Source organism: Stenotrophomonas maltophilia group sp. LNF247 (assembly GCF_054083135.1).
The window spans coordinates 99,864-112,371 of sequence record NZ_JBSRQL010000004.1; the positions used below are offsets into that span (position 1 = coordinate 99,864).

The 12,508-nt window shown below is 66.6% G+C and carries 11 protein-coding genes; all 11 read right to left on the reverse strand.

Annotated elements, in window-relative coordinates:
• Nucleotides 1-10: 10 nt before the first annotated feature.
• A complete protein-coding gene (lpxA, locus tag ACTXG9_RS05740; RefSeq protein WP_005415844.1) occupies nt 11-802 on the reverse strand; it encodes an acyl-ACP--UDP-N-acetylglucosamine O-acyltransferase in 792 nt (263 codons plus the stop codon).
• 16 nt (nt 803-818) lie between these two features.
• Nucleotides 819-1,277, reverse strand: coding sequence for a 3-hydroxyacyl-ACP dehydratase FabZ (gene fabZ, locus ACTXG9_RS05745; RefSeq protein ID WP_005415845.1), 459 nt, complete (start codon nt 1,275-1,277; stop codon nt 819-821).
• The gene (gene lpxD / locus ACTXG9_RS05750; RefSeq protein WP_021203673.1) at nt 1,274-2,296 is read right to left on the reverse strand and encodes a UDP-3-O-(3-hydroxymyristoyl)glucosamine N-acyltransferase; all 1,023 of its coding nucleotides are present in this window, start codon (nt 2,294-2,296) and stop codon (nt 1,274-1,276) included. Before lpxD ends, fabZ begins: the two co-directional genes overlap by 4 nt.
• Before the next feature lie 437 nt (nt 2,297-2,733).
• Complete coding sequence (bamA, locus tag ACTXG9_RS05755) at nt 2,734-5,097, reverse strand: outer membrane protein assembly factor BamA (RefSeq protein WP_019659128.1); 2,364 nt, start codon at nt 5,095-5,097, stop codon at nt 2,734-2,736.
• A 74-nt stretch (nt 5,098-5,171) separates the two neighbouring features.
• The gene (rseP, locus tag ACTXG9_RS05760; protein ID WP_134734967.1) at nt 5,172-6,530 is read right to left on the reverse strand and encodes an RIP metalloprotease RseP; all 1,359 of its coding nucleotides are present in this window, start codon (nt 6,528-6,530) and stop codon (nt 5,172-5,174) included.
• Nucleotides 6,531-6,585: 55 nt separating this feature from the next.
• Nucleotides 6,586-7,776: a 1-deoxy-D-xylulose-5-phosphate reductoisomerase gene (locus ACTXG9_RS05765; RefSeq protein WP_021204145.1), complete on the reverse strand. Its 1,191-nt coding sequence runs from the start codon at nt 7,774-7,776 to the stop codon at nt 6,586-6,588.
• A gap of 2 nt (nt 7,777-7,778) precedes the next feature.
• Nucleotides 7,779-8,615, reverse strand: a complete 837-nt coding sequence (locus tag ACTXG9_RS05770; protein ID WP_019659125.1) for a phosphatidate cytidylyltransferase — start codon at nt 8,613-8,615, stop codon at nt 7,779-7,781.
• Complete coding sequence (uppS, locus tag ACTXG9_RS05775; RefSeq protein ID WP_019659124.1) at nt 8,612-9,379, reverse strand: polyprenyl diphosphate synthase; 768 nt, start codon at nt 9,377-9,379, stop codon at nt 8,612-8,614. Before uppS ends, ACTXG9_RS05770 begins: the two co-directional genes overlap by 4 nt.
• Nucleotides 9,380-9,384: 5 nt before the next feature.
• The gene (gene frr, locus ACTXG9_RS05780; protein WP_019659123.1) at nt 9,385-9,939 is read right to left on the reverse strand and encodes a ribosome recycling factor; all 555 of its coding nucleotides are present in this window, start codon (nt 9,937-9,939) and stop codon (nt 9,385-9,387) included.
• Nucleotides 9,940-10,035: 96 nt separating this feature from the next.
• Entirely contained in the window at nt 10,036-10,764 is a 729-nt protein-coding gene (pyrH, locus tag ACTXG9_RS05785) for a UMP kinase (RefSeq protein WP_019659122.1), read from the reverse strand.
• A gap of 121 nt (nt 10,765-10,885) precedes the next feature.
• Nucleotides 10,886-12,424, reverse strand: a complete 1,539-nt coding sequence (locus ACTXG9_RS05790; protein WP_021204144.1) for a sensor domain-containing diguanylate cyclase — start codon at nt 12,422-12,424, stop codon at nt 10,886-10,888.
• Between the last annotated feature and the right edge of the window lie 84 nt (nt 12,425-12,508).

The following is a 12,508-nucleotide window of genomic DNA, read 5'->3' on the forward strand; positions in this document are numbered from 1 at the left end:
GTCGTGCTGCTCATCGCAGCAGGGGCCTCTCGGCGTGCTCGATGAAGTCCAGCATCGCCTTTACGTCGTCGCTGTCACGCGCCTGCTCGGTCAGCTGCACCTTGGCCTCTGCCAGCGGCAGGCCCGCCACGTACAGCGTGCGGTAGGCACGCTTGATGGCCGAAATGCGGTCAGCGTCGAAGCCACGTCGCTTCAGGCCTTCGCTGTTGATGCCGCGCGGGCGTCCCAGCGAATCAGTACCGACCATGGTGAACGGCGGTACGTCACCATTGGTCAGCGCGCCCATGCCGAGGAAGGCATGCGCGCCGATCCGGCAGAACTGGTGGGCACCGGCGAAGCCGCTGATGATCACGTAGTCGCCCACGGTCACATGGCCGGCCAGGGTGGTGTTGTTGGAGAACACGCAGAAATTGCCGACATGGCAGTCGTGCGCCACGTGCGTGTAGGCCAGCATCCAGTTGTCGTTGCCGATGGTGGTGATGCCGCCGCCGCCGCCGGTGCCACGGTTCAGGGTGACGAACTCGCGGAACACGTTGCGGTCGCCGATCACCAGTTCGGTGCGCTCGCCGCCGAACTTCTTGTCCTGCGGCTCGCCACCGATCGCGGCATGGCCGACGAAGCGGTTGTCGCGGCCGATCCGGGTCGGGCCGTGGATGCTGCAATGGGGGCCCACCACCGTACCGGCACCGATTTCAACGTCGGGGCCGATCAGGGTGAAGGCGCCCACCTGGACATCGTCGGCCAGGCGTGCGGCCGGGTCGATGACGGCGGTGGGGTGGATCCGCGGTGCGTTGTCAGTCATTGCTGCCTCCAGTGGATCAGCCCTTGGCGCCGGCACACATGACCTCGGCCGACGCGACGACTTCACCGTTGACCTTGGCTTCGCCGTAGTACCAGCCCATGTTGCGGATCAGGCGCTTCATCTGCACGTCCAGCATCAGCACGTCGCCGGGGACGACCTGCTTGTTGAAGCGGGCGTTTTCCACCTTGACCATGTAGAACAGCTTGGACTGCGCATCGCGGCCAAGCGTGAGCTGGGTCATCACGCCGCCGGCCTGCGCCAGCGCTTCGATGATCAGTACGCCGGGCATGATCGGGCGGCCCGGGAAGTGGCCCTGGAAGAACGGCTCGTTGATGCTGACGTTCTTCTGCGCCAGGATCCGCTTGGCCTCGACGTCGAGTTCAAGCACCCGGTCCACCAGCAGGAACGGGTAGCGGTGTGGAAGCAGTTCCTGGATCTGGCAGACGTCGATCGGAAGCTGCAGCGAATCGTTCATTCTTTCTCCTTGCCAGCAGCCAGGACGCGGCGAGCCAATGCGTCCAGCTGCTTGAAACGCGCGGCGTTCTTGCGCCACGTACGGTTGTCGGTCAACGGGGTGCCGGATGAGTACTCGCCCGGCTCATGGATGGAATTGCGGACCACCGACTTGCCGGTGATCACGACCTTGTCGCAGATCTCCAGGTGGCCGACAACGCCGACGTGGCCGCCGAGCAGGCAATAGCGGCCGATCTTGGCGCTGCCGGCGATGCCGGTGCAACCGGCGATGGCCGAATGCGCACCGATCTGCACGTTGTGCGCGATCTGCACCAGGTTGTCCAGGCGTACGTCTTCGTCCAGCACGGTGTCTTCCAGCGCGCCACGGTCGACGCAGGTGTTGGCGCCGATTTCGCAATCGTCGCCGATGCGCACGCCGCCGAGCTGCGGCACCTTGATCCACTTGCCGGCGTCCATCGCCAGGCCAAAGCCGTCGGCGCCGAGCACGGCACCGGGATGCACGCGCACGCGCTTGCCCAGCCGGACCCGGGTGACCAGGGTGACCCGGGCGATCAGCTCACAGCCGGAATCCAGGCTGCAGTCCTCGCCGATCACGCTGCCGGCGCCGATGATGCAGTTCTCGCCGACCACGCTGCGCGCACCGACCGAGACGAACGGACCGATGTGCGCGCTGGCCGCAACCTGGGCACTGGGGTCGATCACCGCGCTGGGGTGGATGCCCGGCGGACGGGTCGGCGCGATGTCGAACAGCGCGGCGATCTTGGCGAAGGTGGTGTACGGGTCCTTGGCGACGAGCGCGGCGCCGGGAGCGGACTCGGCGTCTTCGGCACGCAGCACCACCAGCGAGGCTTGGCTGTCGGCCAGCTGGGCGCGGTAGCGCGGGTTGGCAAGGAAGGTCAGCTGGCCAGGACCGGCATGGGCGAGGGTGGCCACGCCATGGATGGCGGTGGCGGGGTCGCCATGGACCTGCAGGCCGAACTGCTCGGCGAGTTGCTGGGCGGTGTAGGTGGGAGTATTCACGGCGGGAGTTTAACGTGTGACGCCATTGCGGTCATGCGGGGTCAAAAGCGGCGCCTGCCTGATGTCCCGGGGTGATGGCGCAGGGGGCTGCCCAGGACACGCCGTAGACCCATCCCTGGGGGCTCGATGGCGCCTTGCTCGTGTGCGCTGTCCTGCGCACACGGCAAGACCGGGGTTGGGGGTCCTGCCCAACCCGCCCGAGGCATGCCCCGGGCCCATGGCGCCAACGGTCCTGGTCAGCCCCCTGCGCCATCACCAGATGATTTCACGCGAGCGCGGGAAGTAGCGGCGGCGAGCAAGTAAAACGAAAACGCCGGGCAATGCCCGGCGCTTCGCGCCCCGTCTGATGGAGAGCCCCCCTTTGTTGAGGGGGGCGCCAGCGGCGCGGGGGATAGGTGGAATGCGGGGGGCGTTCTGGCGAACCGCCTCACGGTTCGTCAGAACTGCCCACCGAACGTGAATTGCAGGCGTTCGATCTTGTCATCGTCTTCCTTCTTCAGCGGGAAGGCGTAGCTGATCGAGATCGGGCCGACCGGGGCGCGCCACAGCAGGGCCACACCGGTGGAAACGCGCAGCTCGTTGGCCTTGAAGTTGTCCACGCCGGTATACACGTTACCGAAGTCGACGAAGGCCGACACGCGCGCCGACGGGCTGTCGAACAGGCGCGGGAAGTAGGCCTCCACCGAGCCGACGGTCTTCAGCGAGCCACCCAGCGGCTGGCCTTCTGGGTAGCCGCGGGTAACTTCGCGCGGGCCGAGTGTGTTGTCCTCGAAGCCGCGTACCGAGTTGGTACCACCGGCGTAGAAGTTCTCGAAGAACGGCAGGCCGCTGGCGGTGACGGTGCGGGTGGTGCCATCCGGATTGGTCAGCGTACGGGTGTAGTCCTTGCCGTACGCATCACCGTAGCCGATTTCGGCGCGGGTGTTGATCACCAGCGACGGCATGATCGGCCAGTACTTGCTGATCTGGTAGTTCAGCTTGTAGTACTCGATGGTCGAACCCGGCAGCGTGGTTTCCAGGCCCACGCGCTGGTAGGTACCGCGGGTCGGCATGAAGTAGTCGTTGCGCGAGTCGCGCGCCCAGCCCAGCTCGGTGCGCCAGGCATGGAAGGTGCGCTTACCGACGGCGTTGATGTAGTCGATGATCGACTGCGGGGTCGAGCCTTCGTAGGTGGTGATCTGGTTGCTGTCGATGCCGAACATCAGCGAGACGGTGTCGGTCTCGGTCAGCGGCACGCCGAACACCACCTGCGCGGCACCGTTGGTGCTGTTGTACTGCGCGGTGTTGAAGTCGGAGTAATCCAGTTCGCGCCAGGACAGGTTGTAGCCCAGCGACACGCCGTCATCGGTGAAGTACGGGTTGGTGTAGCTGAAACCGTAGCGCTGCAGGTAGCTGCTGCGCGAGGCTTCGACCGACACGCGGTTGCCGCCGCCGAGGAAGTTGTTCTGCGACAGCTGCACCGACGTGGTCATGCCGTAGGACTGCGAGTAACCCAGGCCGAACACGAAGCTGCCCGAGGTGGTTTCCTTGACGTTGTAGACGACGTCGACCTGGTCGTTGCTGCCGCTGACGGCCGGGGTCTCGACGTCCACCGATTCGAAGTAGCCCAAGCGCTGCAGGCGGATCTTGGAACGATCGATCGCGGCCTGCGAGTACCAGCTGTTCTCGAACTGGCGCATTTCGCGACGCATCACTTCGTCGGACGTACGCGTGTTCCCGCGGAACAGGATGCGACGCACCGACACGCGCGGGCCGGGCACGACCTGCATGTTGATCGCCACGGTCTGCTCGGCGCGGTTGGTGGTCGGGATCGGGTTCACCTTGGCGAACGCGTAGCCGATGTTGGACAGCGAATTGGTGATGGTGTCCGAGCTGAACTCCAGCAGCGCACGCGAGAACGTATCGCCGGACTTCTGGATCACCATGCGCTCGACGTCCTCCTGCGGGAGGATGGTGTCGCCGCTGACCTTGATCTCGGAGATCTTGTACTGCGCACCTTCGGTCACGCCGGCGGTGAGGAACATGTCGCGCTTGTCGGGGCTGATCGACACCTGGGTCGAATCGATGCTGAAGTCGACATAGCCGCGGTCCAGGTACCAGGAATTGAGCTTTTCCAGGTCGCCGGACAGCTTTTCCTTGGAGTACTGGTCGTCACGGCGGTACCAGGACGCCCAGTTGTGCTCCTTGGACTCCCAGGTTTCCAGGATGTCCTTGCTCTCGAACTTTTCGGTGCCCACCAGGTTGACGTGGCGGATCTTGGCCGCCTTGCCTTCCTTGATGGCGATGGCGATGTCCACGCGGTTGCGGTCCAGTGGGCTCACCGTGGGGGTGATTTCGACGTTGTACTTGCCGCGGTCGTTGTACTGGCGGCGAAGTTCCTGGGTCACGCGGTCCAGGCTCAGCCGATCAAAGGTGCCGCCCTCGGTCAGGCCGATGTCGGACAGGCCCTTGAGCAGCTGCTCGGACTTGATGTCCTTGTTGCCGGTCACGGTCAGCTTGTTGATCGCCGGGCGTTCCTTGACGGTCACTACCAGGATGCTGCCCTGGCGGTCCAGCTGCACATCCTCGAAGAAGCCGGTCTTGTACAGGGCGCGGATCGTCTCGCCGACCTTGCTGTCGGTGACCGTCTCGCCACGTTCCACCGGCAGGTAGGTGAACACCGTGCCCGAGCTGATGCGCTGCAGGCCGTCGACGCGGATGTCGCTGACAGTGAAGGGCTCGGCTGCCTGGGCCAGGGCGGGGGCGCCGGTGACGGCGGCAAGGGCGAGGGCCAGCAGGCGGCGATTGGGGAGTCGCGTCATGTCACGTCCGGTAGGAAGGTCGATTTCATTGGTGCGGGATGCCGACGCTGTAGACGGCAACAACGTGGAAAAGTTCATCGCGGGACCAGGCCGAGGATGTCGTTGTAGAACGCCAACCCCATCAGCCCGGCCAGCAACGCCAGGCCGATGTACTGGCCGGCGGCGATGGCACGCTCGCTCAGCGGGCTGCCCTTGACCAACTCGATAAGGTAATACAGCAGGTGGCCGCCGTCCAAGATCGGGATCGGCAGCAGGTTGATGATGCACAGGCTGAGGGACAGCAGGGCAAGGAACTGCAGGAACCAGTCCAGGCCGCGCTTGGCCGAGACATTGGCCACCCGGGCGATGGTGACTGGCCCGGACACGTTCTGCAGCGAGGCCTTGCCGGTGACGATTCGGCCCATCATGCCCAGCGAATCTGCCGCCAGGCGGCCGGTTTCGCGCACAGCCACGGTGACCGCGTCGAGCGGGCCATAGCGAAGCAGGGTGTCGTAGGGAGGGCTGAACGAAGTCGGGAACTGCACGCCGATCTGCCAGGTCGGTTCACCCCTGGAATCCTTGCCCTGGCGCGGGGTGACTTCCAGCGCCAGGCGTTCACCGCCGCGCAGGACCTCGATCATGCCAGGGCCGCCGGCGCGGCCCAGCGTCTGGATCTCGCCGATGACCTGATCGGCACCATCGATGCGCTGGCCATCAATGGCCACGATCAGGTCCCCCGGCTGCAGCTGCCCGGCCACCACCGAATCCGGCGTCAGCGAGTCGACCAGCGCCGGCTGCAGCCACGACTGCCAGTACAGGCCGGCCAGGATCGGCACCCGCCGCTCATCGAAACCTGCCGGCAGCTGCGACAGCGGCAGAGTGCGCATGCGTACCTGGTCAGCCGTATCCAGCACCTCCAGCCTCACGTCGCGGCGGTCCATCGCGGCCGCGGTCAGCGCCATGCTGGCTTCACCGAGGGTAACGACCGGGCGCTCGTCCACGCGCAGCACGCGGTCACCACTGGCCAGCCCGGCATTGGCAGCGATGCCGCTGACACGGCCGATCGTCGGCGAATAATCCTGCTTGCCGATCACGAACATCGCCCACAGCAGCAGGATGCACAGCAGCAGGTTGGCGATCGGGCCGGCGGCAACGATGGCAATGCGCTGCCAGACGCTCTTGTGGTTGAAGGCCTGGCCGCGCTCGTGGGGGTGGACTTCAACCTCGCGTTCGTCGAGGAACTTCACGTAGCCGCCGAGCGGGATGGCGGCAATGGCGAACTCGGTGCCGTGCCTGTCCCGGCGCGACCACAGCGGCCGGCCGAAGCCGACCGAGAAGCGCAGGATCTTGACCCCGCACAGGCGCCCGACCCAGTAATGCCCGAACTCGTGGAACGTGACCAGCAGCCCGAGGCTGACAATCATCCACCAGACCGATCCGATGAAGTCAGTCATGCAGGCTCACAATGGCGGGCAGGGGCGGCGGCGTCATGCTGGGCGAGGCAGTCGTTCAGGCGGCGTCGATGGCGTTCAGGGTGAGCTGGCGTGCCCGCTGGTCGGCGCACAACAGGACCTCCAGTGTATCGGCTGGCTGGGTCGGCAGTGTTGAAAGAGCGTTAGCAACCAGCTTCGGGATGGTCAGGAAACCGATCCGGCCCTGAAGAAACGCTGAAACCGCCTCTTCATTGGCGGCGTTCAGCACCGCCGGTGCGGTGCCGCCGGCCTGCATGGCCTGCCAGGCCAGCGCCAGACAGGGGAACGCGTCCGTGTCCGGGGCCTCGAAATCCAGCCGGCCCTGGGCCAGCAGATCCAGCCCGGCCACGCCCGATTCGATGCGTTGCGGCCAGCCCAGGCCAACGGCGAGGGTGGTGCGCATGTCCGGCAGGCCCATCTGTGCCAGGGTCGAACCGTCAACGAACTCGACCAGCGAATGGACCAGGCTCTGCGGGTGCACCAGTACCTCGATGCGTTCGCCGGGTACGCCGAACAGGTGGTGGGCCTCGATGACTTCCAGGCCCTTGTTCATCAACGTCGCCGAATCGACCGAGATCTTCGGCCCCATCGACCATTTCGGGTGGGCAACGGCCTGGGCCGGGGTGACCTGGGCCAGTTCGTCGCGGCTGCGGCCACGGAATGGGCCGCCGGAGGCGGTCAGCAGGATCCGGCGCACGCCGGCGCCATCAACGCTGGCATCGCGTGAGCGCAGGCACTGGAAGATTGCGCTGTGTTCGCTGTCGATCGGGATGATCTCGGCGCCCGCGCGTTCAGCGGTGCGGGTCAGCAGCTCACCGGCCAGTACCAGTGATTCCTTGTTGGCCAGCAGGATGCGCTTGCCCGCGGCGGCTGCGGCCAGGGTGGAAGACAGCCCGGCCGCGCCAACGATCGCGGCGACCACGGTGTCGCAGGCGTCACTGGCGGCCAACTGGTCCAGCGCGGCATGGCCGGCATGCGCCTCGGTGGACAGCCCGGCATCGCGGAGGCCGTCGCGCAGTTCGGTGAACAGCGCTTCGTCGGCGATGACCGCGTGCGCTGGCCTGTGCTGGCGGCACAGTGCCAGCAGCGCCTGCACCTGGCGGCCGGCAGCGAGCACCGTGGCCTGGTAGCGGTGCGGGTGGCGGGCGATCACGTCCAGCGTGGAAGCACCGATCGAGCCGGTGGCGCCGAACACGGCGACCCGGCGCAGGTCTGCGACAGCATTCATGGTCAGAATCCGAAGATTTCCTTGCCGAGTGCGAACACCGGCACGGCAGCCAGGACACCGTCGACACGATCGAGCACGCCACCATGGCCCGGAATCAGGTTTCCGGAGTCCTTGGCACCGGCGTGGCGCTTGATCAGGCTTTCGAACAGGTCACCCAGCACCGAGGCGAACACGGCCACCACCGAGGTGATCAGCAGGCCTGGCAGGTGCCCGGCGTCGATGCCGGCCAGCCAGCCCAGGCCGAGGGCCACGGCGACACCGGCCAGCAGGCCGCCGAACAGGCCTTCCCAGGTCTTGTTGGGGCTGATCCGTGGGGCCAGCTTGTGCTTGCCGAAGTGACGACCGGCGAAATAGGCGCCCGAATCGGCCGCCCAGACCAGTGCCAGCGCAGCCAGCAGCCACAGGTGGCCCTGCCTGCCCGGCGGATCGCCGCCGGCATGGATCAGCACCAGCGCAGCCCAGGCCGGAACGATGGCCAGCGTACCGGCCAGCATCTTCACGATGCGCGAGGGTGCCGACGGCTGCGCACCGAAGTTGAAGAAGCGCAACCAGACCAGCGCGGCCAGCCACCAGGCCACGCCGGCCAGGGTGGTGATCTGGAACAGCACCAGCGTGCTGCCATCGGCCCAGACCAGCAGCACCATCAGCAGCAGGTTCAGTACCAGCAGCACGGTACGCGCCAGGGTGTCTTCGATGCCGGCCAGCTTCAGCCATTCCCACAGGCCGATCAGCAGCACCGCAGCGGCCGCCGCTGCCAGCCACTGGGTCGGCAGCAGCAGGATCGCGGCAATGGCGACCGGCGCCATGATCAGCGCGGCAAGGACTCGGATCTTGGTCATGGGCTGGAAGTCTCGGTGGCCAGTGCGGCGATCTGGGCGCTGGTCAGGCCGAAACGACGCTCACGTCTGCCATAGGCGTCCAGCGCCTGCTGCAGCTGCCCGGCATCGAAGTCCGGCCACAGGGCATCGGTGAACCACAGCTCGGTATAGGCCAGCTGCCACAGCAGGAAGTTGCTGATGCGGGTGTCGCCACCGGTGCGGATGAACAGGTCCGGCGGTGGCAGGTCGGCCAGGGCCACCTGGCTGCCCAGCAGCGATTCATCGATCTGCTCGGGCAGAAGGCGACCGGCCGCCACTTCGACGGCCAGGGCGCGCGCGGCGCGGGCGATGTCCTGGCGGCCGCCGTAGCTGGCGGCGATCGACAGGGTCAGGGTGGTGTTGTCGGCGGTGCGCTGCTCGGCCAGCTGCATGCGGCTGACCAGCCCTGCACCGAAGCGCTCGCGTTCGCCGATGAAGCGAACGCGCACGCCACGCCGATGCAGCTCGTCCACTTCACGGTCGAGCGCGCCGAGGAACAGCTTCATCAGGGCATCGACTTCTTCCTGCGGCCGGCCCCAATTCTCGCTGGAAAACGCGAACAGGGTCAGCGCCGGTATGCCCAGTTCAAGGCAGCGCTCGATGGTGCGGTTGACCGCGCGCGCGCCGGCCCGGTGGCCGATCACGCGCGGACGACGGCGCTGCTGTGCCCAGCGCCCATTGCCATCCATGATGATGGCGATGTGGCGGGGCAGGGCGGCCGGCAACGGAGGTGGGACTGAAGGCATCGACTTCAGACCGACAGCAGTTCTTTTTCCTTGTCGGCAACGACCTTGTCGACGTCCTTGATGTTGGTGTCGGTCAACTTCTGGATGTCGTCTTCACCGCGCTTCTTCTCGTCTTCGCTGATCGCCTTGTCCTTGACCAGCTTGGCGATTTCCTTGTTCGCGTCCTGGCGGATGTTGCGGATCGCGATCTTCGCGCCTTCGCCTTCCTTCTGCACCTGCTTGACCAGCTCCTTGCGGCGCTCTTCGGTCGGCGGCGGCATGTTGATGCGGATCGCGGTGCCCAGGGTGTTCGGAGTGAACTCGGCGTTGTAGAGACCCTTTTCGATCTCCTTGATCATGCCTTTGTCGAACGGGGTGACCAGCAGCGAGTGCGCGTCGGCGTTGGAGATCGACGCGACCTGGTTCAGCGGGGTGCTGGCATTGCCATAGGCGCTGACCGTCACGCGGTCCAGCAGGGCCGGGGTGGCGCGGCCGGTGCGGATCGAGGTGAGGGTGTGCTTCAGAGCGTCGATGCTCTTGGCCATGCGCGTCTGCGCGTTGTTCTTGATGTCGTTGAGCATCGCCGGGTCCTGGGTGTAACTGGAATCGGGCGATTATAGGCGAATACGGGACGCTGCCGGGCCTGAATCGGCCCGGAGCTCGCCTGGCGCTCAGGCTCAGGCCGGGTCGCGGCCCTGGACCAGGGTGCCGATGTTCGCGCCGCTGAGGATCTTCAGCAGCTCACCCGGCTGGCCCATGTCGAACACGCGCATCGGCAGGTCGCTGTCGCGGGCCAGCGCGAAGGCCGCCGTATCCATCACTTCCAGGCCGCGGCGGATGACTTCGTCGTAGCTCAGGCTGTCGAAGCGGACCGCGTCGCTGTGCTTGTTCGGGTCCTTGTCGTACACGCCATCGACCTTGGTGGCCTTCAGCAGCAGGTCGGCGCCGATCTCGATCGCGCGCAGCGCGGCGCCGGAGTCGGTGGTGAAGAACGGGCTGCCGACGCCAGCGGCGAAAATCACCAGGCGGCCCTTTTCCAGATGGCGGATGGCGCGGCGGCGGATGTAGTCCTCGCACACGTCGTTGATCTTGATCGCGCTCATCACGCGGGCCTTGGCGCCCAGTTTCTCGAGGGCGTCCTGCATGGCCAGGGCGTTGATGACCGTGGCCAGCATGCCCATCTGGTCGCCGGTGACCCGGTCCATGCCGCCAGCGGCCAGGCCGGCGCCGCGGAAGATGTTGCCGCCGCCGATCACCAGTGCCACTTCGGCACCGGCCTGCTGGGCTTCGATGACCTCACGGGCCAGGCGGTTGATGACCTTCGGGTCGATGCCGTAGTCCTCATCTCCCATCAGCGCCTCCCCGGACAGTTTCAGGAGGATGCGGCGATAGGCGAGCTTGGACATGGGGACCTCGGGTGCGTGGAAATCGCGGGGGATTCTACGCGCATGCGGCGTAGGGCCAAAGTGTTTTGTGCACTGCGGCGCGAAATCCTGCCATCCGCCCCGGTCATGCAGGGCGTCCCGTTCAGCCCAGCTCGGCGCCGGCGGTGGCTGATAGCTCGTCGTGGCCGAGCGCACCGGGGGAGCGGGCGATCACCCGGTTACGGCCCAGGTTCTTCGAGCGGTACAGCACGTCGTCGGCGGCGCGCAGCAGGTCCTGCACGTCGGCAAAGCGCTCGTAGCCGCCCTGGGTAGCCACGCCGGCGGAGAAGGTGACGAACAGCGGCCCTCCCTCCAGTTCGGCCATCGGCGTGGCGACGATGTTGGCCAGTACGCGCCGGATTACGTCAAGGGCCACGGACTCACTGGTATTGGGCAGCAGCGCGACGAATTCCTCGCCGCCGAAGCGGGCCACGGTATCGCTATGGCGCAGCTGGCCCTGCAGCTTGCCGGCAAAGGCGCGCAGCACCTCGTCGCCGGTCAGGTGGCCGTGGGCGTCGTTGATCTTCTTGAAGTCATCCAGGTCGATGAAGGCCACCGACAGCGGCCAGCCCTGACGCCCGGCGCGCAGGAACTCCTGCTCGAGCACCGCCTCCAGCTGGCGCCGGTTGAGCACGCCGGTCAGGGCGTCGCGGTGGGCCTGGTCAGCCAGGCGCTTGGCCCGCGCCTCGAATTCGTCGGCGCGGCGGCGTGCCTGCTCGGCATCCTGCAGCTCGCGCAGGTTGCGCAGGGTGGCCAGCTCCTGCGCGTGGTCGATCAGCTCGCGGACCCGCGAGGGCGAGTTCAGGCCGGCCTCGAACAGGCTGGCGATATCCGGCAGGGCCTCGCTGATGCGGGTCAGCACCTGGTCGAAACGGGCGCTGTCGAGTTCCAGCCGTTCATGCACCTGGTGCAGGGCGCGCTCGCGGGCGGCATCGGCGTCATCGTCCAGCCAGATGTCGGCAACGGCGCCGGACAGCTGCACGCAGGCCTGGAACGGCGAATCGGCGGCGTCGTCGTCCTCGCTGTGGCTGATGCTCTCAACCAGATAGCGTGGCAGGCCCCATTGCTCGGCCACCCAGGCGCCGACATCGGCGTGGCTGCAGCCGAGCGCGTCGCGTTCGCGGGCGACCAGGTCCGTGTTGTCACGGGCTTCGCGCAGCAGCGGCAGGTAACGCTCCGATTCGGCCTGGGCCAGGCACAGCACGCCCAGGTCCTGCAGCAGCCCGGCCAGCATCAGTTCCTCCAGCCGGCGCAGGCCGCGGGCCTGGCCCAGCTGGCTGGCGGCCAGTGCACTGAGAATGCTGCGCTTCCACGCGCGCTGGCGCAGGTCGTGGTCGGCGCCTGCGCCGCCGGTCAGGCCCTGGGTGACGGTGAAACCCAGGGCAAGGCTGATTGTGGCGTTAAGGCCGAGCATGGTCAGTGCCTGGCCAAGGTTCTCGATGCGGCGGCGGCTGGCGTACAGCGGCGAATTGGCGATGCGCAGCATGCGAGCGCTCAGCGCCATGTCGATGGCGATGATGTCGGCGGCGGTGGCGATATCCGCTTCCGGGTCCTGTGCCAGCTCGATGATGCGCAGGGCAATACCGGGTGGCGAGGGCAGGTTGCGGCAGAGCGCCAGGGCAGCTGTCAGCTCGGGAGGCATGTCGGGTCGTTCAATTCCATTAGGACAAGAATACCTAGGAATGCATCACAGTCTGCGATTTTCCTTCCTGCTACGCGACTGTGG

Excerpts from the sequence above, each read along its gene's own strand:
- lpxA (WP_005415844.1), bottom strand. The coding sequence starts at position 802 with ATGACTGACAACGCACCGCGGATCCACCCCACCGCCGTCATCGACCCG.
- fabZ (WP_005415845.1), bottom strand. The coding sequence starts at position 1,277 with ATGAACGATTCGCTGCAGCTTCCGATCGACGTCTGCCAGATCCAGGAA.
- bamA (WP_019659128.1), bottom strand. The coding sequence starts at position 5,097 with ATGACGCGACTCCCCAATCGCCGCCTGCTGGCCCTCGCCCTTGCCGCC.
- rseP (WP_134734967.1), bottom strand. The coding sequence starts at position 6,530 with ATGACTGACTTCATCGGATCGGTCTGGTGGATGATTGTCAGCCTCGGG.
- ACTXG9_RS05765 (WP_021204145.1), bottom strand. The coding sequence starts at position 7,776 with ATGAATGCTGTCGCAGACCTGCGCCGGGTCGCCGTGTTCGGCGCCACC.
- ACTXG9_RS05770 (WP_019659125.1), bottom strand. The coding sequence starts at position 8,615 with ATGACCAAGATCCGAGTCCTTGCCGCGCTGATCATGGCGCCGGTCGCC.
- uppS (WP_019659124.1), bottom strand. The coding sequence starts at position 9,379 with ATGCCTTCAGTCCCACCTCCGTTGCCGGCCGCCCTGCCCCGCCACATC.
- frr (WP_019659123.1), bottom strand. The coding sequence starts at position 9,939 with ATGCTCAACGACATCAAGAACAACGCGCAGACGCGCATGGCCAAGAGC.
- pyrH (WP_019659122.1), bottom strand. The coding sequence starts at position 10,764 with ATGTCCAAGCTCGCCTATCGCCGCATCCTCCTGAAACTGTCCGGGGAG.
- ACTXG9_RS05790 (WP_021204144.1), bottom strand. The coding sequence starts at position 12,424 with ATGCCTCCCGAGCTGACAGCTGCCCTGGCGCTCTGCCGCAACCTGCCC.